This is a genomic window from Candidatus Kuenenia sp. (assembly GCF_027493735.1).
GTDB classification, from domain to species: domain Bacteria; phylum Planctomycetota; class Brocadiia; order Brocadiales; family Brocadiaceae; genus Kuenenia; species Kuenenia stuttgartiensis_A.
The window spans coordinates 1-20544 of the sequence record NZ_JAOSKF010000008.1 but is presented as its reverse complement, the minus strand read 5'-3'; the positions used below and the strand labels follow the sequence as shown (position 1 = coordinate 20544).

Sequence of the window (20544 nt, the reverse complement as noted above, 5' to 3'; positions counted from 1 at the left end):
GGGAATTAAGGTTGTTTTGCATATTATTTTAACAAAGTAATGATGTAATAAAATTGTTTTTGGCATGCCGGCAAAAAAACAATTGGCCATCGAACAGTATCGCGGGTTCATTTAAAAATAAAAACAATAGATCAAGGCTATCGCTATTGCCCCAATCCCAAGCTGCAAAGGCGCCCCTATCATCAGATAATCCCTGAATCTGTAACCACCAGGACTATATACCATCAAATTTGTCTGATAACTAATGGGAGTTGCAAAGCTGGCAGAGGCGGCGATCATGATGGCGATGGCAAATCCGCGCTGGTCTACATTGATAGCGGAAGCGGCAGAAACAGCTATCGGAAACAACATTGCAGCCGCCGCATTATTCGTAATGACTAATGTATAAATGCTTGTGAAAAAATAAATGCTTGCCAATACCCCAAGCACGCCAAAATGATCTCCAATCCTGACGATTATATGCGCCAAAACATCCGCAAGGCCGGATTGTTTTACGGCATTTGCAATTCCCAGGGACATTGCAATGATTATAAGCACCCGCCAATCAATCGTCCTTCTGGCTTCACCGGCATTTGCCGTTCTGGTTAAAACCAGAATAATAACCCCTAAACCTGCGGCAGACAAGAGGGGAAGAATATTTGCCACTGTCAAAATAATCATCATAAAAAATACGCCCAAAGAAACATATCCCCTCCACTGAGGTTTAGAAGGCAATGTCTCTGCAACCGCAATGAGATAAAAATCCTTTGAATGGTACCACCTTTTATAAAAATTCTTTCCTGCCAGCAGCAACAGGGTATCACCCGGACGCAAACCAATATCGCCAATTTTTTTTGCAATACGTTCCCCATGCCGGTGTATTGCAATAATAACCGCCTCATACTTAGAACGAAAATCGCTATCACGAACCGTTTTCCCTACTAAGGGAGAACCTCGGGAAACAACGCACTCAAATGTCCTTATTTCCGCTGAATCATATTGTTTGAGATTAAAGTGTGAATCCTTCGTCAACTGCAATCCTGGAATCTTCTGCAATTCCAAAATAGTCTTTGGAATCCCGGTAAAAAACAATCTGTCGTCTAATAGTATTTTTTCATCCGGTTTTGCAGGAGCGATTCTCCGCCCATTTCTCTCAATTTGAAAAAGGAAGAGTCCCTTCAACCTTCTCAGTCCGGCGTTTTCTATGGTCTTTCCTATGTTTTCATATTCCTGTGTAACTTTCAGTTCTATGACAAATTCCCTGGTGTGTTCACCTAATTCAATCAATGGCTCTTTTCTGTTAGGAAGCAAGCGATGGCCTAAAAAACTCATAAATAAAATACCTAAAATGGTGACAGGTATGCCTATCTTTGAAATCTCAAAAAATCCCAATCCTTCCATGCCATAATCAATCATTAACCCATGAATTATCAGATTTGTACTTGTGCCGATAAGCGTACACATCCCACCCAATATCGCGCCATAAGAAAGCGGAATCAGGTATTTAGAGGGAGCGTAATGATGTTTTTCCGTCCACGCACGTATCGTTGGGATAAACATCGCCACAACAGGGGTATTATTTATAAATGCAGAGATGATTGATACGGGGAATAAAAGTCTTAATAATGTATGACTAATACGGGTATTTTCTTTTCCCAATATAATTGGGCTAATTTGCTTTAACATACCGGTGTTGCTTAATGCGCCTGCAATGACAAACAAAAGGGCAATGGTGAGCATGCCGACGTTTGAAAATCCCGCGAACGCCTCCTCTAATGTGATTATTTTTCCCATAAGCAAAAGCAGTAATATAGAAAAAAACAATACTTCCAGCTCTATGATATCAAAGATAAGCAGAATGCTCATGATGATAAGCAATGATAATGTATACCACATTTTAAAATCTAGTGTCATTTATTCGCCTTTATGCACAAAAGTCCTTTTTTGTAAAATTAAGAAAGTATATCTTACAGGTTCGCAAATCACGAAATGTAGAGCGAAGAGTCTCTTTGCTCTACAACAGCAACTTTTAAGAAATCACAATTGGTGAACCAGTAAGGTATAGCATGACAAAGGTTCCGACTTTATCACATACAATTTTGGATTGCAAGCCCCATATAATCAATTAAAAACACATGCCTTTCAAAAACTTACAAGAAAAAGATGTTTTTATTGGCGGGAACTATGGATTTCCCCTTGCTGTCACAATTATTTTATAATGTAACAACACCATATTTTAAGCTTGACTTGATGTAGAAAAGTATCTAGCATAACTATCGTGTTTAATAAAAATCTTTTTTTACACTGAATTCATGCCATGTTTCTTCAACATAGTCTGCAAAATAAAAAATTTATCAATACCTCAGTTCTGACGTTCCTTATTCCTTATCTTTTACTGACGCTTACCGTAGGCGGCTTTCATAATAGTAGTTTTGGGGTAAGCGAGTGTGACCATACCCAAGCTCATGTTGTAGAAGAAACAACAGACGCACAAATTAAACATCAGGAAGATGCCGGGCAGCACAACCCTGAAACATGCCAAATATGCCAATGGTTAAAAACATCCTCCCTAACGTGCCAATTTCTTACGTTCGAAACATTTGCCGGCATCACCTCTATCATTTCCGCCCCAACACATTCTGTTCTCACTTCAACCACCATTCATAAACTCACAATACGTCCTCCACCCAATATCCCTGTATTTCTTTTATCATAAAGACAGGCATTTGCGGGTAAAAACCTGAAAAAATATACCACTGATATACGTACAAAAGGCGTTCACTGCCTTCGCGTTTCTGATGGTTTATCCTCCGCAAAATAATATGTATATGCAGCAGCGCTGCCTCATAACGAGGCATATTTTTCGCAAACTGCCTGTCTGGATATTTCCACATACGCTCAAAAAAACGCAATCAAATTATACGTTACTGAGTAATAAACCCGGAATACAGGAGAGGATTGTTATGAAATACATGCCATTTTTAATTTTTTTCTTTGTGTTTTTCGCAGTGAATTGTGTGTCCATGGTATTTTCTGAAGATTTTTCAAAATTTGGAAATCAATCGTCTTCGGAACACATAGCTGAAAAATTAAATCTTGCCGAAGATGGTGTTCATATGAAAAAAGAGGATTTCGATGCGATGATGAATCAATTTCAGGATATGAAGATGCTTATTGAAGAAATGAAACGGGATTACAACAGCCGTTTAGATAAAATGCAGGAAAAAATTGCTACTTTAGAAAAAGAAAAGGCGCAATTAACTGAAAAAGAATCGCTGCCTGCGGAAGTTGACGCAAAGCTTGCCGGCCTTGAAGGCGTTTACGTAAAAAAAGAAGAATTTGAAGACGTTGTAAAACAACTTCAGGATAAAGAAAAACAGCTTAAAGACATGGAATTAAAATATGATGCTATTGAGAAAGAGGAACTGGATTACACGGCTACTGCGCAACTTACTCCTGATCAGGCTCCGGGAAAATGGTCTACGGCACAACCGATTAATTTGTGGAGCATGGGAAAGAGTTATATGAATATTTCATTTGATGGTCTATTTGCCGCAGCAGGCTCGACTGCTAAAGATTTGGAAAACCTTAACATGGGCGGACACGATGCTAATCAGCGTGGGTTTACGGTTCAAAATTTAGAAACTACATTTGATGGGGCAGTAGATCCGTACTTTAAGGGACAAGCAAACATTGTATTTCAGATCGACAATGATGGTGAATCATTTCTTGAGGTGGAAGAGGCTTTCTTGACATCCATGTCGCTTCCGCTTAACCTGCAGGCAAAAGCAGGCACCTTCTTTACCGAATTTGGGAGGCTGAATCCATTCCATCCCCACGCATGGGACTTTGCAGACCAACCATTAGTCAATGGCAGATTTCTGGGACCTGATGGGATGAGAGGGCCAGGGGCAAGACTTTCATGGCTGGCGCCCACAAGCAACTATACGGAATTATTTTTTACAGTGCAGAACAGTCAGGGAGAAACGGCACACAGTTTCAGGAATGAAGAAGCACTGTTTGGGCGTGAGGCAGTTGAAACCCGCGTACGCGGCATGGAAGACATGCTGTATACGCCACGTATTACAACTTCTTTCGAAGTAACGGATGAAACGACTGTTTTATTAGGCGCCTCGGCGACATTTGGCCCAAATTCTACAGGAAGGGATAAAGATACAATCATTTACGGTCTTGATATGTTCTGGAAGTGGAAATCTAAATATGCCGCTGGGGGATTCCCCTTTGTAACGTGGCAAACGGAGATTATGGGCAGACGTTTCGAGGCGGGTGAAGATGTAAATGCAGGAATGTCTAATGAAATAATGAATAACTGGGGCGCCTATTCTCAGGTATGCTGGGGATTTAAAAGAAGATGGGTTGTCGGACTTCGCGGTGATTATGTGGATGGAGAAAAAGAAGCATCAGACCCATTAGGTTTTGAGCGCGGGCGACTCTCCCCCAATCTCACATTTTACCCATCCGAATTTTCAAAGATAAGGCTTCAATATAACTATGATAATATACTGGGAAATGACAGTACCGAACATTCCGTAATTCTCCAGTTTGAATTTCTGTTAGGGTCGCATGGAGCGCATAAATTCTAAATTACTAAACAAGAAAAACGTATCTTCCCACAGGCGGGTTGCAACCTGAACCCCCACGTTAAAGATGTTTTTTAGCATTTTATTGAAAAATCAACGATAAAAAGAGGTAAATCTATGAAAGCAAAAATTCTACCCTATCTGTGGTTATGGTTATTATTTCTCGTGTCTCTGCAAACATTTTCTTACGCAGATAAAATAAAGATTGTAACGTCAACCGCTGACCTGGAATCTTTGGCGAAAGAAATCGGCGGGGACTATGTTACAACAACAAGCATTGCAAAACCCACGGAAGATCCGCATTTTGTTGATGCGAAGCCAAGCTTTATCGTAAAGCTGAACAAAGCGGATTTATTCATTGAAGTGGGGATGGAATTAGAGATTGGCTGGCTGCGGAATCTCATAATAGGGGCAAGAAATAAAAATATACTTCCGGGACATTCCGGATATATCCTTGCCTCAAAAGGAATCAATCCTCTGGAAATACCGGATCCTTTGATGTCCGACCGTTCGATGGGGGATGTTCATTCTATGGGGAATCCTCATTTTACCCTCGATCCTTTAAACGGAATGACGATTGCAAGACAAATAAGTGAACGATTATGCGATATTGACCCGGCAAATTGTTCGTATTACGAAGGCAATTATAATGCGTTTATTGAAAAACTGAAAATAAAACTGGCTGAATGGGAAAAAAAATTAGCGCCTTTTAAGGGGACAAAAGTAATCACTTATCATAAAACATATCCTTACTTTGCAAAACGTTTCAATCTTGATGTGGTGGGGACACTTGAGCCTAAACCTGGCATTCCTCCTTCTCCCACACATATTAATGAACTTATTCCCATGATGAAAAGAGAGGGAGTGAAACTTATTATTGTTGAACCATTTCGGGAACGCAGGATGTCTGAATTTGTAGCGGATAAAACAGGAGCAACCATTATCGCACTGCCAATTATGCCGGGTGGGCAAAAAGAAACAGAGGACTATCTCTCTCTTTTTGATTATAATGTTGATAAAATTGTATCATCGTTGAAAAAGTAATAATAAATGATCTTTCTTCGGTTAGTTAGTACCTTATGCAGTAATTTCTTTGCACACTTCCATTCGTAAGTGCGTACTTTTTGGCAAAATATTTAATGTTGAAATCCGATAATTGTGAAATCCGAAGCAAATTCTAATGACAAAATGATTTGAAATTATAAACAAGTGCACCTTTCGTATCTCGCGTTTCATATCGTTGCCTGCCTGTGCGTGGTCGCACGCAGATAAGTATGTTTTGGATTTGTTTCGTATTTCGTATTTTTTATTTCTTGCTTGTTTGGTTCTGGCTATGCCAGCTTAGGGACATGCGTATGGTTTTTATGAAAAACGGTAATCGTCTTCTTTATAACAGCATCATGCGTGTTCAATGTAAACGTTACCGGTATATTTACCTGTTTTTCCCTGCAATTGCCTGTTTGTTTGTTTATCTCATACTGCCGGTACACAGACCAACTATTGCCGAAGAACATCTTAAAGCAGGCTTGGCCGGTATAAACAGACAAATTGAACACTACAAAGTACGTGAATGGAAATATATTGTCATTCATCATAGCGCCACAAAGTCAGGAAATGCCGCTGAATTTGATAAATATCACAGAGAAACAAGACATTGGAAAAATGGGTTAGGATATCATTTTGTGGTGGGTAATGGAAATGGCTCCGGAAAAGGCGAGATTGAAATTGGGAACAGATGGGTAAAACAACTAAGCGGGGCGCACGTTGGAATAAATAAATATAACCGTTATGGTATAGGGATATGTATGGTCGGAAATTTTAACGAATCATATCCTTCAAGGGCGCAAATGGCGTCACTTGTTGTTTTGGTACAATATCTGCAAAAGCAATACAATATCCCTGCGGAAAATATTCTTATGCATAAAGACTGTAAAACCACAGAATGTCCCGGAGATAAGTTTCCTTTTGATTATGTATTTGCGCAGACTTTGTGATAACGAAGTAATATGCCCGGTTATTTATAAGCCGGAAAATATTATTAGTGAACTAACATCAGATTGATAAAATGGTAAATATGGATGAGAATAGTTGTATTAATCTGGCAAATGTGTCCATTGGGTATCGCGGGACGCCGATACTGGAGGGCATAAATTTTTCCATAAACAGAGGGGATGCTATTGTTTTATTTGGACAAAATGGTTCCGGCAAGACAACGCTTTTCAAGACCATCCTCCGCATTATTCCGCCTTTACATGGTAATATTATTTACCAGAACAATACACCGCAAAGGTTTGGTTATGTACCGCAAAGCCAGTCCCTGGACGAAATCTATCCGTTTACGGCACTAGATATAGTATTGATGGGTACATTTGGGCAAATAAAACCCTTTTCATTCACTCCTGCAAAAAGTCGTATTTTAGCAAAACAATGTTTAATGGATGTTGGAATGCTGGAATCTAAAAGAAAATTGTTTTCGGAATTGTCCGGCGGTCAAAAACAAAGGGTGCTCATTGCCCGCGCACTGGCAACAAATCCGAATATATTACTACTGGATGAACCTGTCGCAGGAATTGACGTCGATGCAGTGAAAATGATTATGGAACTTATCACAATGTTGCATGAGAAACATCATCTTACTGTCATGATGATAACGCATGAATCTTTCAGTATACCGGCATGGGTAAACAAAAAAATCCACATCAAAAATAATGCGGCGGTGGTAGAAAATGCAAAATGAGAAGAAGAAACATTTTTAAAGAAATTACTTTTTATACACAAAATGTATGGAATACCTTTTTGAAATACTCAACCCGAACTTTCTCCTGAGAAATTCTTTCTATGTAGGACTGGTGATAGGCTTTGTTTGTCCACAGGTAGGGATTTTCTTTGTATTGCGTCGCATGATATTGATGGGCATTGCGCTTCCCCAGGTATCAAATGCAGGGATTACCTTTGCATTCTTTATGCATACTTTGGGATGGCATTTTTTTCCTCATGTTGAATCTGAAAAGGCTATGGCACTTACAGGTTCCATTTTTTTTACCATCCTTGCCATCTTTCTATTAGCCATTTTAGAAAGGAAAGGGAAGGGTTTTACAGAAAATCGCATTGGATTTACGTATGCCGTTGCAGGGGCTGCATCTGTTTTATTTGTTTCATGGAATCCACACGGACATTCGGAGTTAATTTCTTTGCTAAAGGGAGAAATTGTTGCAATTCCGGATGCATATCTATGGGCAACATTCGCAATTTATGGAATTATTTTTATTTTTCTCACCGGATATCACCGTAACTTTATGTTAATTTCATTCGATAGCGATATGGCAGTTGTCATGGGGAAAAAAGTTATTTTATGGGACATTTTGCTTTTTTTAATCATCGGTATCGTTATATCTTTTGGTGTTATGGCGGTAGGCCCAATGGTTATTTTTGGGTTTTTGCTATTGCCCGCAATAACCGCAAGGATGATTACCCGCGGAATTTTCCCCTTTTGTATTGTTTCCTCAATCATTGGTGTTTTTGCCGCCTTTACCGGTTTTTATATTTCCTATTGTTTTGATTTGCCCATTGGCCCTATAGATGTGGCATTATTAGGCGCAATATTTTTTATCGCCTATATAATAAAAAAATGTATTCCCGGAAAATAACGTCCGCTTAAATTTATGTTTAAGAATTTCAATATTTTTATAGAGACGCATTGCATGCGTCTGGAAACTGCTATGCGTAAAGAAAATGTTGACACAACAAAGAGACGCATGCAATGCGTCTCTACATTAACAGCAACAACAGTCATCTGCGGCGGTTTTTTCCCAAGCCAACTTAAGCCCAGGGAAGGCACTTTCGTTTTTCCAGTAAACCCACTATTGTAAAACGCATATAGCCGACAAATGGTGTTTTTTTATAACTTTTCAATAAGTTGAGAAGTTACACTTTTTGTTCCATTTCCCCATAAATTAGCTAACCCATTTTTTATTACGAACTGCATGCAATGGAAGCCAGCAAGGCAGAGCCTTTGTAAAGAATATCTTCATCAATCAGAAATTGAGGACTGTGCAACGGCTGGTTTGCTCCCTTCTCCCTGTTCCCCGAACCAAGAAAAACAAAAGCGCCGTTTGTTTTTTCCAAATAGTAAGAAAAATCCTCTCCTCCGAGTATCGGATCTATATTTTTTACCGCATCATCACCAAACAATTCTTTAATTCTTCCGCGCACAAAATCGACCTGTTCCTCATGGTTATACAAAACAGGATACCCCCCAAGATATTCAAATTCATAGGAAGCATTATTGTACGAAGTAATACCTTTAATGGTATCTTCTAAAAGTGATGGTAGTGCATTCCTCACGTTATCATCAAGGGTTCTTGCCGTGCCAAGAATTTTTACACGACCCGGAATAACATTAAATGCCGTACCTCCTGAAATCTGACATAAGGAAATAACACACGGGGATAAGGGGTTTAATTTTCTTGATACAATGGTCTGTATCGCTAATATTATTTCTGCAGCGATAACAATGGGGTCTACACACAAATGCGGGGTTGCCGAATGCCCGCCTTTACCATGAATCGTTATAATAATACGGTCTGTTGACGCCATTGTAGCGCCTGAACGTAATCCAAAAACTGAAGAGGGGAGGGTAGGATCAATATGCAGCCCGTAAATTTCATCCACGCCGTGTAAAGCGCCTTGTTCGATTAAATAAATTGCCCCCCCTGGCGGCTGTTCCTCACCGGGTTGAAAGAGAAACCTTACATGTCGTTTTAATAGGTCTTTCAAAGATACGATAATCCTTGCCGCCCCTAATAGCATTGCCATGTTGGCATCGTGCCCACAGGCATGAAAAATTCCTTCATGCGAAGACTTATAGTCCAGATCATTTTCTTCTTCAATGGGAAGGGCATCCATATCCGCACGAAAGGCTACTGTTCGTGTGGCGTTATCAACTGGTAAATAAGCGACAATGCCTGTTTTTCCAATACCTGTTTGTACATTGAACCCCAATTGTCTCAATTCCGCGGCAATGACTTCAGAAGTGCGGACTTCGTTAAAACTCAATTCAGGGTACTTGTGAAAATCCCTTCTCATCTTTACGATATAACCCTGTGCATCCCTGGCATGCGAAAGAATGCTTCGGATAATTTCCTTGCTCGGCATAATTAATATCCATCTTTGTAAAAATTATTATAGTCAAACAAATCGTAACATTTTAGTTTTAAGCTTTGCGCAGCAATTCATAGCCTCTCTTATTTGCAAATCCAAGTTTAAAGAGCCTGTCTGCTAGGGCATCTTTTGTCAATTTCTTATTTGCTGTTATGTTCATCTTTGCTGATAACTCAATTAGGATGTCCTTTTTATATTTTGTTAGTTCCTCAAGGATTTTTTCCGTGGGAATACCTTCTAAATGCTGTTGTAAAGCGTTAATATCAATGGGACTGCTTTTGGTTTTCCTGGATTTGGCCTTCCTGGGAAAGATCATTTCGGCAAGGAGGGGGTTTTCTTTCAGTGTGTCAAAAAATGATACCAATGAATGGATGGAGTTGGACACATGGAGAGATTCCGATTTATCGGGAAAACGCCCAATGCTTTCCCGCAATACCTCAAGTTCTTGTATTATCTCCTGGATGATTTGCAATATTCTTTGCCATTCATCCTTGTCCGGGAGTAAGGACAGACATTCTTTTACCTTTGTTAAAGTATCTGCCAGATCGGTTTTCTTTGTCTTCTTTGCCATGTTAATCGCCGCTCACTTTCTCCAGAAATTCCTTTGTAACCCCTTTATATTGTGATGCCACTCGCCTTGCATTTTCCTCATCCATTAAAAACACAGGAACCGCCAGCGCAGAGGATTCGGTATAGCCGGTACCCCATGAAACATAGTTTTCAAAACATAATGAGCCATAAGTTGTACGCAAGTCGTTTATTTTATCCTTATGGGTGCTTACAATACCCTGTCCGGCGGTACGTACCATGGTGAATACGACCCCTTTATGCTTTATATCATGTGATTCCGTGTTCGTCAAAAGACATTTACGGTTCAGTGTAGTATGTAATTCCCCGATTTTCTGGAGGAGCATATTTATCCCTATGGTTGACATATGGTCCGGTATTGTTGCAATGATATAGAAATCGCTTGCGGCAAGTGCATTTTGAGTTGCCAGATAGAGGTTTGGGGGGCAATCAATGAGGATATAATCATAGTTGTTTTTTATCCTGTGAAGGGCATTTTCCAGTACATGGCGCTGTTCTATATAAAAAAGTGCATCTCGTATATCACCAGAAGTATCTATGCGAAACAAGTCTTTTAAACCCTTGATTGTTCGCCTGAAGATTTGAAGTTGTTCCTGATAAAAACCAGACTCTATCTTCCGCCATGTTTTTGAGGCCAATTCAATATCGATTCCCAGTAAATCAATATCAGAGGGAATCAGGTCAAGATTTCTCACCACATCCTTTTCGATTTTGCCCTTTGCAGATAATTCAACAGGTGATTTCCATATAATATGTTCAGTTTGACAGATATCAAAACTATCCTTCAGATACGATTCAAAGAGTTTTGCGATGGTTCCTTTATTGTTTTTAAATACCTCCCATCTTTCAGGCGTAGCACATAAAAAGGTCAGGTTGGTTTGAGGATCTACATCGATAAGCAACACTTTTTTGTTGTGGTACATTGCAAGGGCGCATCCGATATGGTAGGTGGTGGTAGTTTTGCCTACGCCGCCTTTGTAATTAATAAAAGAGATAACTTTTCCCATAACAAACCCTCATGTATGTTGTTTAAGATGTCTATAAACGTAATAATGGCAACGACGGTGTATTGTCTGTCAATATTTCAAATGGACGATTCATAAGTTCCCTCTATACGTCATCATAATACCATCTTGTAGCCGTTGCCAACAATATTTTCCCTCTTTTTGAGAATAGAAGGACACTTCCCTTATTTCAAAAATTAATATGGGAAGTGTCCGTACGTAGTAACATTTGTTTATTCATACGGGTAAAAGTCCCGTCCTGGGAATTATCTGTTCATCCCGGCAGTTCAAGGGAGCGTGGTCTGAGCAATCAGGGGTCGTAAGTTCCCAATAGTTAAAACGGATGCATTCCCGGTTTTTTGTAAAAAAGCAAGTAGGGGGGAATAGTAACTCAAACTTCCAGCTTGAGCTAAAAATATCACAAGCAGGATACTTGTAATACAGTACCAGTCTGCCGACAGTCTGGTGTAAAGAGTTACAAAAAATCGGTAGTGCACCTATAGAGGCTGATCTTTTGTCTTACTACAAGGTTGTGGAAGAGATAGATTATGCCTTATAGCAAGACCTTTAAGAATAGATATAGAGGTGTTTTCGTTTACATGATTTTGTATTGATTTGTTCCTGTAAAGTGCTATTATACTTAGCCAGCTACCCTTGAAAAATGATTTTCCTGTCTATTTCCTGTAATCTCTATACAAGCCAAGAGCAAGTTTTGGTGTCATTAATTATGAGGATAAAAATAACCTTCACGGCAGATAAATCCGGCATCATCGACTTCAACTATCAACACCAGATACAGGCCATCATCTATAGTTTCCTGTCCATGTCAAACCCTGACTATGCCCAATGGCTTCATCAGCAGGGCTTCGCCTATAAAAAAGACAAGCGGTTTAAGCTCTTTGTCTTTTCAGGTATATCATTCTACTGTCCTATCAAAATCATCCGTTCAAACCGCTTAAACGGTTTAAACGGTTTAAACCGTTTTCTCGGCTTGAACGGCTTAAACGGTTTCTCCTTTAAATCCTCTCATCTTTCCCCCTTCACCCTTTCCTTTCAGATTGCATCACCCGTAGATAAATTCATTCAACACTTGATAGAGGGTATATTCGGAGAAGGCCAGGAGGTGCGGCTTGGCAAACAAACATTCAGCGTATGTCGGGTAGAAACCCTGACGGATCCGTTGGAGACAACAACGGGTTCAAACAGCGGAAACAGTTCAAACGGCTTAAACGGCTTAAACCGCTTAAACCGTTTAAACCGCTTAAACGGCTTAAACGGCTTAAACGGTTTAAACGGTTTAAACAGCTTAAACAGCTTAAACAGCTTAAACAGCTTAAACGGTTTATCATTAAAACCCTTAGAATCTCCCCTCTTCATTAAAAAACCCATGCCTCCGGGTCAGCAGGATATTTATTTGTTCCCGGGTGATAACGGATACGAAGAACTCTTGAATCAAAACCTTATGCATAAGTACGAGACCCTCTTTGGTAAACCGTATCAGGGAGAAACTCTGAAATTTTGTTTTCTTGAAACAAAAGGGAAGTCTGTGAAACAGTTTACCGTCTTCAAGAAGGGATTGGACGGCAGTGTGAATCCCATCCATATAAAAGGGACATTACAGCCCTTTACCGTAACCGGCCCAAAAGAATTAATCAGGATCGGTCTGGAATGCGGCTTTGGGCAAAATAATAGCATGGGGTGTGGGTATGTGGAAGTGGTTCAAACTGTGGAAACCATTCAAACAGCTTGAACCACTCAAACTGTTTAATCAGATTGAACGGTCTAAGCGGTTTAAGCGGTTTAAACTGCTTAAACTGCTTAATCCATTTTTAACCGGCTTAATTTTCTAAAAGGAGGCAGACATGTACTTCGAAGACCTTGAAGTTTGGAAGTCAGCAAGAGAACTAACAAACAAGATTTACGGGATTACAAAAGACGGTACCTTCTCAAAAGACTACGGCCTCAGAGACCAGATCCGGCGTGCATCTGTCTCCATCATGTCTAACATAGCCGAAGGCTATGAAAGGGGCGGCAACCAGGAATTCATACAGTTTTTATCAATTGCTAAAGGTTCTTGTGGTGAGGTACGATGCCAGTTGTATTTAGCAGGAGATCAGAACTATATTGACCAGAATGAATTAAAACCCCTCATTGAACAATGCAAGCGTATCTCAATAATGATTAACAACTTCATGAATCACCTGAAAGGCAGCAGGTACAAAGGATCCAAGTACAAGATGCCGAAGAGAAAGAGTGTGAAAGAGACACTGGATGAAATCATGAATAAAATGAATACAAAAAAGGATTCAGCAGTTTAATTCGCTTAATCAGTTTAAACCGTTCAAACGGCTTAAACCGCTTTTTCAGCTTGAACGGCTTGAACGGTTTACTCGGCTTGAACGGTTTCCTCGGTTTAAACAGTTTGAACTGCTTTTTCTGCTTGAACGGCTTAATCGGCTTGAACTGCTTAAACGGTTTTATCTGTTTGAACGTTTATTTTTATTGGAGATAATCGTTCCATTATTCAATTGGACAGGAAATCCGTGGGTGGATGGCGCAAAAAAAGAGTTGACAAGAAAGAGGGCGGTTTGACAAAATATACCCTTTTGTGTAATTTAAATTATGTTTTTGTCAATGGAATGTTTACATAAAAGGTAACTTATGAGACGTGTTTATACCCAAGGGATATCAGTAGAAGAAAAAAATTTGTTTAATTTCCTTTCTGAAAAAGGAAACATTATTTTCTCAACAAAAGAAATAAAAGCCTTTAGGTTATTTAAGAATTGCACAACTCTGTTAATGAACCTTAAACGAAAGGGATTGATTACTCAGGTAGAGCGTGGAAAGTATATCCTTTCCAATAGGGATGTAGATTCGTTCTTAATCGGGACAAGACTAATAGAACCATCGGCGATAGCATATTCTTCAGCGTTGAATTATTATGGGCTAACAGAACAAATTTCTAACATTGTTCATATTCAAACGAGCAAGAGAAAGCAGAATAAGGAAATACTCAATGTTCGGTACCAATTCATAACTATAAGCCCGCATAAATTTTTTGGAATTAGAAAAGAATGGGTTGGTCGGGATTTTTATTTTATCACTGATATGGAAAAGACCATTGTTGATTGTTTCGATTTACCAGAATATGCTGGGGGTTTTACAGAGGCTGTCAAAGGTCTCTTTATATCGCACGAAAGATTAGATAAGGGAAAATTATGGCACCATGCGTTAAAAATGGAGAACAATACACTTATCAAGCGGTTAGGCTATTTATCAGAAATATTAGAATTAAAAGGGTTCGAAGATTTTCGGGCAAATGCTGCGCAGGTTCTATTGCCTAAGTATACGTTACTCGACCCTCTGTCTTCGGCTGAGGGTAAACATCTGAAAAAGTGGCGATTGATCGTTAATCATACAGAATCAGAGATATATGCTATGGCAAGGACTGCTTTATAATGATTCCTTTTAGGGAGTTAAGTAAAAAATCAGTAGAATGGGGAGTTCCTATAGAAACAGTAGATAAAGACTGGGTGCTTGGGCACTATCTTAATGGGCTATACAATCGCAGTCTTTTTAAAGAGTGCTTTCGTTTTAAAGGTGGAACTTGCCTGCGCAAGCTTTATTTCAAACATTTCCGATTTTCTGAAGACCTTGATTTTTCTGGCCTAATAGAGGTTGAGCGAGAAAAAATAAAAAAAGAACTTGAGATAATACATGACATAATTTACCAAAATGCAGGAATTTTATTTGGGCCTATTCAGATTAAAAATATGCAATCTAATGATCGGTTAATGGGATATGAATTCAAAATCCCTTTTTGGGGAGCTAAACATAGGGACAAGATAGTTCCTCCTGAAAGATGGAGGACATCTATTAAGATCGATATTTCACTAAGAGAACCAATATTGTCCCCTCCAGTTTCAAAGAATATTTTCCATTTATACTCTGATTCAAAAGATATCACGGCAAAAATTCAAAGTTATAGTATCGAAGAGATATATGCGGAAAAGCTTCGTACCATTTTGCAGCGGGGATGGCCCCGCGATTATTACGACCTGTGGTATTTGTCCATTTTTTGTTCAGAGAGTTTAAGATTTAAGGAAATTGCATTACTTTTTGAAAAGAAATGCAAACTCAAAGAAATTGAATTCAAGAGAATTGATTCTTTTTTTCATGGGGTGGAACAAGTAAAAGAAAATTGGAAACCATCTTTAGGTAGCCATTTGAGAGAGTTACCAGATAGTGACCGGGTTTTAGATGAATTAAAAAACACTTTGGGAAAGATTTTTTCTTGAGAATACTTTTCGATCAATTAATGAGCAATAAAGGACTTGCCCCCTATCCTTATCAGGAAGAAGTTGCACAACGTCTTCTTGATGGCAGAAATATTTTTCTCCGCGCTCCTACTGGCAGCGGGAAAACATGGGCTGCTATTTTGCCGTATCTTTGGGCAAAAAAACAAGGCACGACGTTTGTTGATAGATTAATTTATGTCTTGCCGCTTCGAACATTAGCTACTACCCTTTACGCTGAAACGGTAGCGTGTTGCAAAAGTGGTTTCAGGGTAGTGTGTGATCCAAATGCCCGTAGGGGTGAAAAAGGCGAACTTGTAATCACAATACAAACCGGTGAACAAAAGGACGATCCCTTTTTTGAAGGCGATGTAATATTTACAACCGTTGACCAGTGCCTTTCCTCTTACCTTAATTGTCCTGTCTCTCTTCCGCAGAGAGTTGGGAATATCAATGCCGGAGCATTGCTTGGGAGTTTGATTGTATTTGATGAATTCCACCTTTTGGAGTCCGATAAAGCAATGAGAACGGCCGTAGAAATGCTGGACAGGCTTAAACCATTTTCCCAGTTTGTCATCATGACGGCTACACTTACGACGAAGAGTCTGGATTTATTAAAAGAGATACTGGGAGGACAGTTTGTCAGTCTAACTCCTGATGAAGTAATGAGTTTGCCATCTCACAAAGAAAAAAAACGTGCGTACCGCTGGATAAACAGACCACTCACGATTAACGATATCCTTGATCATCATAATGGTAACCGTTCTATCATTATCCTCAACTCCGTTACGAGGGCGCAGAATATTTACGAAGAAATGGCGAAACGCCTGGAAGGTAGCAACACCACTGTTTTCTTGCTTCATAGCAGGTTTTACTCAGAAGATCGAAAAAAGGTAGAAGATAAACTCAAGGGTTGGTTTGGAAAAGAAGCCACTAAAACGAATGTAATCCTGGTAACCACGCAGGTTGTTGAGGCAGGTATAGATATTTCTGCGGACAACCTGCATACAGAAATTGCCCCTCTGAACAGCATTATACAGCGTGCCGGGCGTTGTGCAAGATATGAAGGTGTGCGTGGCATTGGAACTGTCTGGATTTATGAATTACTAACAAATGAAAAAGGCCTGCCTGATTTTGGTCCCTATCGAGAGAACGACCATAAGGCCTTGATTTCAGGTACCAGAGAGGTTCTGGAACGGCTGCCGTCGGATGGCGCAATCCTTGATTTTAACTCAGAGCTTGAAAGACTTGATAAGGTGCATTCGAACATTGAGGAAAGGCATCTGGAATCCTACCGGCAAAATCAATACTCTTTAAAAACCAAGATTCACGAGGCTATGGACGGACGCAACGAAGTTGCCGTCAGAGAATTGGTGCGGGACGTGGCTTCCATAAATGTGGTTATCTGTAACGACCCTTCAGTTTTGAGATTTGATAAAAACAAATGGCCGAGGATGCTGTCAGTTCCCCGTTCGAGCCTTTATAAGCTTTCTCCGTTTTTTGAAGAATGCCGTGACTTTGGGGAAACGGTTGCGTGGTATCCTATTGAAAATGCCAATATTATAGACGAAACCGAGACATCCTTCGGATGGGAACGAATTACTTCAAAAGACCAGATCAGAAACGCTTCATGGCTTGTCGTTATAAATCCGGAGTTTGCTTCTTATTCCCCTGACGTTGGCTTGAAAATCGGTGTAAAGGGGTGTCACGAAGAGATCAGATACTTCGATAGGCCGCTTATTCCCCGGTACAAAATCAGTTATGAAACTTACCGGGAGCATGTTCAAAGAGTAGTTGCAGCGTGCCGGGCAATGAAGCCTTTTTATAGCTATGCAGCAACACGACTGGCCGAACGATATAAAATGTCAGCCAACCAATTGGAAACACTGGCTGATGTCTGTTGCGCCCTACACGATGTGGGAAAGCTCTCCATGAAGTGGCAGGAGGCTGTAAGAAAGTGGCAGCAGCACAAGAACCCTCAGATGTTGACTGGCGAGCCCCTTGCTCATTCAGATTACGCGCCAGACATGGATTTTGAAAATAAGAAAAAGTTTCCTAAACAGCCGCCTCATGCTTCTGAAGGCGCATATTCAGTGGCAGGGTGGTTGAGAGATAATTTTGGTGTTAATGCAGTTGTAACCTGGACAGCTATAGCAAGACATCATGGGGCATTTACGGCATCGCTGGAAGACTTTAGGCTTATTAACGACACAAAGAAATGGGTCAGTGAAACATTGCCATCCTCTATTGAGGGCATTGCATTGACTGACAACCCCGATAAACTAACCCAACGTAGTTTTCAAGACGATCTTTTAATTTTTAGTGGTCCAAACAGCGAAGATACCGGGTTGTGGCCTCTTTATGTATTTCTCGTAAGAAGGCTCAGGCTGGCAGACCAAAGAAGCCAGAAAGGAGGAGAGGGATGAAGGTTGTGGAAATTCCAAAAGGAACGGGGACTTATGCCGATTCCTTAAGAGCCATAGGCACCGCAGGCCTACTTGAAGAAGTAGCCGGGGTTGGAACAATTATCCAAGATAGGGGAACTCATTTTAAAATTGAGTATTCATCGGATGTGCCTGATGTACAATGGAGACCACCGTCTCCCGGGTTTTACTACATTTGGCGAAAAAGCAAGGAAAAGGAAAAACCACAGGGTACTATGGTGCTGGATTATGAGGAGGAACAAGGCCGGGTAAAAGCAAAGGAAAAGGGTAGTAAAAAGAAAAAAGAAGCATTAAACAAAGCACTTGAAGAGCAAGGCTTATCTCCAGTTGAAAGCGTTAATCGCGAATACGGTCCTTCGGCAATCCTTGAGTCAATGCGAAAAGGCTGGAGTTCCGATAAAGACGTCTATCTATGGGTGATTCAAAATCCTGAAAAAGTCCTTAAATGGGTTCAATCTGAACTAGTATGGCTTGAACGCCTCAATCGGTTGGATCGCCTTGAACAGGTTGAAATACCTAAAGTAAGCAACAGCCAGTTTTTTAATCCTTCATCAGGAAAAGGTTTGCATGCAACCAAGACCATTTACAAATCACCTAGCGCTATCAATAGTGAAGTCGTAGAACCTTTCGCCGAGTGGATGAAATTTAGAGGGGCTTCTGCTGCAATGCTCCCTTACCGTAATGGCGACGATTTTAAACTCTTTGTCATTGAGCCTGCCGAAATAGGGCCGAAGGCGCTGTCTATGCTCAGGGGAAAACTTCTCGATCTGAGGCTGTGGGGTGGAATAAGGCTTGACATAGAGGCCACATTGCGTCTGGCTGAAGAACTGATAATACATTCGGATGTTGTACAAGATACTATGGGAAAGATCAGTTTGCGCGGACGTAGACCTGCTGAGGTTATAAGAGGATTGCGGCAAGCATATTTCAAAAGCATGGGAACAGCGGCAGCCTTGATGAATGATGCATTTTTGCCTATTCCAAACTGGTTTCGCATTGAAAATAAAGATGATGCAATTGCGTTTATCGAAATAATTAGGGAGCATATCGGAGACTATGCTCAGAAAAAACCTGGATGTCTTGGCTCTCTGAATGAAACCCATTCCGGCGATGTTCCCATTCTCCAGCAATACAGAAAATGGCTTACAACTGGTAGCGTGTCAGACCTGCTTGATTTTTTGGCGAAATTTGCAGTCCATACTATGGAAAAACGAGGTAAAAAAGAAGGGGTAAAAGAATTTTCTACTGAAAATCTAACGATACTTTTTGAAAGGGGATATGGAATGAAAGAGATTGTAGAAAATACGGGATTCTTAAGTGTTGCCTGGGCTATTAGAAATGCTACTATAACAGCCCTGTGGTTACAGCAACAAAACAACAAGAAATGGGATGTACGTTTCGGTCTAGCCCAAAAATGGAAGCAAAAAATTAAAGGTGGGGCAAAAGAATTCGTCCCGGTGTTGGCCGAGTTTGTTCAGGATTATAACTGGGAAGTTACAAACAGGCTTGAAGGTAAATATCATACCGTTTCAAAAGAAGACCTTGATCAGGTAATATCTCTTATTGAAAATAACGGGAAAGACCAGAGTGAACTAGTCGGTATGCTTCTTTTGGCCTATGGCTACGCAAGAGCGCCAAAGATTGAAACCGATAATCCAACGATAACAAACAAGGAGGGTAAATAATTATGAAACTGCACTCTTTAAGTATTTCAGGCATTGTAACGATGAACATGCACGCCCTTAACAATGAAGGCAGCGAAGGAAACACCATGATGACGCGGATGGTTGAAATTGTGGATGCAACAGGCAAGAATCATACGGTCAATGCCGTTTCCGGTGACATGTTCAAGCATATTCAGGCAGAACATTTGTTTATGGAGGCAAAATCAAATAACCTTCCCTTATGCAAGGGCTGCGATATTTTCAACGCAAATAGAATTAAATTTGATGCAGAGTACGAGAAAGATGTCATGTCTTTAAATGAATATACGGAAGCTGAAAGACAGAATAAAAAGGATCCTTTTATCTTAGATAAAATACTCTTTAAATGTATCATTGATGATTGCGAAGGGATAATGCTTACAGGATGGGCCGGGACAAAATCACTTTCCCGCAAATCAGCCATTGAGTTTGGCTGGGTTGTGGGATGTCCTGATAATACACGGACAGAATCATACTTCCACGCCAAATATGTGCCTGAAGGACGTGGAAAAGGCTCCGGTGCAGGAGAAAATCTTGGGCAGAATATCTTTCACCGTCCCGCATCTTCCGGTCAATACGCAGTAGTAGTGAATGTAGACCTTTATAAGGTTGGCCGGAATGATATCACGCTTGCTTATGTGGATGGTATTGATAGGCAGGCCAGGATAAAAGCCCTTTTGAAGAGTGTGCTCAATACCTTTATCAAACCAACCGGCGCGCACCGCAATACGCAACACCCGCATATCCTTGATTTCACTGGCATTATAGCC

Annotated in this window: 17 protein-coding genes; 13 read left to right on the top strand and 4 right to left on the bottom strand. The window is 40.3% G+C overall.

What is annotated here, in order from left to right:
• Nucleotides 1–111 precede the first annotated feature (111 nt).
• Nucleotides 112–1893 (bottom strand): SLC13 family permease, encoded by a 1782-nt coding sequence (locus M5U24_RS06125; protein ID WP_099323912.1) that lies wholly within the window; start codon nt 1891–1893, stop codon nt 112–114.
• 403 nt (nt 1894–2296) lie between these two features.
• Here M5U24_RS06125 and M5U24_RS06120 point away from each other — a divergent pair, with 403 nt between their 5' ends.
• The 6 genes from M5U24_RS06120 to M5U24_RS06095 all read left to right on the top strand — a co-directional run bounded on the left by M5U24_RS06120 (nt 2297) and on the right by M5U24_RS06095 (nt 8227).
• Nucleotides 2297–2695: a hypothetical protein gene (locus tag M5U24_RS06120; protein ID WP_157820328.1), complete on the top strand. Its 399-nt coding sequence runs from the start codon at nt 2297–2299 to the stop codon at nt 2693–2695.
• A gap of 247 nt (nt 2696–2942) precedes the next feature.
• Nucleotides 2943–4583 carry a hypothetical protein gene (locus tag M5U24_RS06115; protein ID WP_099323910.1) on the top strand — a complete coding sequence of 547 codons (1641 nt, stop codon included), beginning with the start codon at nt 2943–2945 and terminating at the stop codon, nt 4581–4583.
• A 114-nt stretch (nt 4584–4697) separates the two neighbouring features.
• The gene (locus M5U24_RS06110) at nt 4698–5624 is read left to right on the top strand and encodes a metal ABC transporter substrate-binding protein (RefSeq protein WP_099323909.1); all 927 of its coding nucleotides are present in this window, start codon (nt 4698–4700) and stop codon (nt 5622–5624) included.
• 320 nt (nt 5625–5944) lie between these two features.
• A complete protein-coding gene (locus tag M5U24_RS06105) occupies nt 5945–6574 on the top strand; it encodes a peptidoglycan recognition family protein (RefSeq protein ID WP_157820327.1) in 630 nt (209 codons plus the stop codon).
• Nucleotides 6575–6645: 71 nt separating this feature from the next.
• Nucleotides 6646–7317, top strand: coding sequence for a metal ABC transporter ATP-binding protein (locus tag M5U24_RS06100; RefSeq protein WP_099323907.1), 672 nt, complete (start codon nt 6646–6648; stop codon nt 7315–7317).
• 46 nt (nt 7318–7363) lie between these two features.
• Nucleotides 7364–8227 carry a metal ABC transporter permease gene (locus M5U24_RS06095; protein ID WP_099323906.1) on the top strand — a complete coding sequence of 288 codons (864 nt, stop codon included), beginning with the start codon at nt 7364–7366 and terminating at the stop codon, nt 8225–8227.
• Nucleotides 8228–8552: 325 nt separating this feature from the next.
• Here the strand turns inward: M5U24_RS06095 and M5U24_RS06090 are convergent, their stop codons facing one another.
• From M5U24_RS06090 to M5U24_RS06080, 3 genes are read right to left on the bottom strand one after another with little or no spacing between them, the layout of a single operon-like run.
• Nucleotides 8553–9734, bottom strand: a complete 1182-nt coding sequence (locus M5U24_RS06090) for a M20 family metallopeptidase (RefSeq protein ID WP_099323904.1) — start codon at nt 9732–9734, stop codon at nt 8553–8555.
• A 58-nt stretch (nt 9735–9792) separates the two neighbouring features.
• On the bottom strand, nt 9793–10311 hold the full coding sequence (locus M5U24_RS06085) for a hypothetical protein (protein ID WP_164995186.1): 519 nt from the start codon (nt 10309–10311) through the stop codon (nt 9793–9795).
• A 1-nt stretch (nt 10312) separates the two neighbouring features.
• Nucleotides 10313–11335: an AAA family ATPase gene (locus tag M5U24_RS06080; RefSeq protein WP_099323902.1), complete on the bottom strand. Its 1023-nt coding sequence runs from the start codon at nt 11333–11335 to the stop codon at nt 10313–10315.
• A 724-nt stretch (nt 11336–12059) separates the two neighbouring features.
• Between M5U24_RS06080 and M5U24_RS06075 the strand changes: the two genes are divergently transcribed.
• The 7 genes from M5U24_RS06075 to M5U24_RS06045 all read left to right on the top strand — a co-directional run.
• Complete coding sequence (locus M5U24_RS06075) at nt 12060–13082, top strand: CRISPR-associated endoribonuclease Cas6 (protein ID WP_298201849.1); 1023 nt, start codon at nt 12060–12062, stop codon at nt 13080–13082.
• Between the two features lie 112 nt (nt 13083–13194).
• Nucleotides 13195–13650 (top strand): four helix bundle protein, encoded by a 456-nt coding sequence (locus tag M5U24_RS06070; RefSeq protein WP_298201847.1) that lies wholly within the window; start codon nt 13195–13197, stop codon nt 13648–13650.
• Nucleotides 13651–14131: 481 nt separating this feature from the next.
• On the top strand, nt 14132–14791 hold the full coding sequence (locus M5U24_RS06065; RefSeq protein ID WP_157820326.1) for a hypothetical protein: 660 nt from the start codon (nt 14132–14134) through the stop codon (nt 14789–14791).
• A complete protein-coding gene (locus M5U24_RS06060; RefSeq protein WP_099323897.1) occupies nt 14791–15630 on the top strand; it encodes a nucleotidyl transferase AbiEii/AbiGii toxin family protein in 840 nt (279 codons plus the stop codon). The genes M5U24_RS06065 and M5U24_RS06060 overlap by 1 nt, the downstream gene beginning before the upstream one ends.
• Complete coding sequence (gene cas3 / locus M5U24_RS06055) at nt 15627–18053, top strand: CRISPR-associated helicase Cas3' (protein ID WP_157820325.1); 2427 nt, start codon at nt 15627–15629, stop codon at nt 18051–18053. Before M5U24_RS06060 ends, cas3 begins: the two co-directional genes overlap by 4 nt.
• Nucleotides 18050–19756, top strand: a complete 1707-nt coding sequence (locus M5U24_RS06050) for a hypothetical protein (protein WP_099323895.1) — start codon at nt 18050–18052, stop codon at nt 19754–19756. Before cas3 ends, M5U24_RS06050 begins: the two co-directional genes overlap by 4 nt.
• A gap of 2 nt (nt 19757–19758) precedes the next feature.
• A partial coding sequence (locus M5U24_RS06045; protein ID WP_298201846.1) for a DevR family CRISPR-associated autoregulator occupies nt 19759–20544 on the top strand: 786 nt, incomplete at its 3' end.

Coding starts and splice junctions, on each gene's coding strand:
- M5U24_RS06125 (WP_099323912.1), bottom strand. CDS start 1,893: ATGACACTAGATTTTAAAATGTGGTATACATTATCATTGCTTATCATC.
- M5U24_RS06120 (WP_157820328.1), top strand. CDS start 2,297: ATGTTTCTTCAACATAGTCTGCAAAATAAAAAATTTATCAATACCTCA.
- M5U24_RS06115 (WP_099323910.1), top strand. CDS start 2,943: ATGAAATACATGCCATTTTTAATTTTTTTCTTTGTGTTTTTCGCAGTG.
- M5U24_RS06110 (WP_099323909.1), top strand. CDS start 4,698: ATGAAAGCAAAAATTCTACCCTATCTGTGGTTATGGTTATTATTTCTC.
- M5U24_RS06105 (WP_157820327.1), top strand. CDS start 5,945: ATGAAAAACGGTAATCGTCTTCTTTATAACAGCATCATGCGTGTTCAA.
- M5U24_RS06100 (WP_099323907.1), top strand. CDS start 6,646: ATGGTAAATATGGATGAGAATAGTTGTATTAATCTGGCAAATGTGTCC.
- M5U24_RS06095 (WP_099323906.1), top strand. CDS start 7,364: ATGGAATACCTTTTTGAAATACTCAACCCGAACTTTCTCCTGAGAAAT.
- M5U24_RS06090 (WP_099323904.1), bottom strand. CDS start 9,734: ATGCCGAGCAAGGAAATTATCCGAAGCATTCTTTCGCATGCCAGGGAT.
- M5U24_RS06085 (WP_164995186.1), bottom strand. CDS start 10,311: ATGGCAAAGAAGACAAAGAAAACCGATCTGGCAGATACTTTAACAAAG.
- M5U24_RS06080 (WP_099323902.1), bottom strand. CDS start 11,335: ATGGGAAAAGTTATCTCTTTTATTAATTACAAAGGCGGCGTAGGCAAA.
- M5U24_RS06075 (WP_298201849.1), top strand. CDS start 12,060: ATGAGGATAAAAATAACCTTCACGGCAGATAAATCCGGCATCATCGAC.
- M5U24_RS06070 (WP_298201847.1), top strand. CDS start 13,195: ATGTACTTCGAAGACCTTGAAGTTTGGAAGTCAGCAAGAGAACTAACA.
- M5U24_RS06065 (WP_157820326.1), top strand. CDS start 14,132: ATGAACCTTAAACGAAAGGGATTGATTACTCAGGTAGAGCGTGGAAAG.
- M5U24_RS06060 (WP_099323897.1), top strand. CDS start 14,791: ATGATTCCTTTTAGGGAGTTAAGTAAAAAATCAGTAGAATGGGGAGTT.
- M5U24_RS06050 (WP_099323895.1), top strand. CDS start 18,050: ATGAAGGTTGTGGAAATTCCAAAAGGAACGGGGACTTATGCCGATTCC.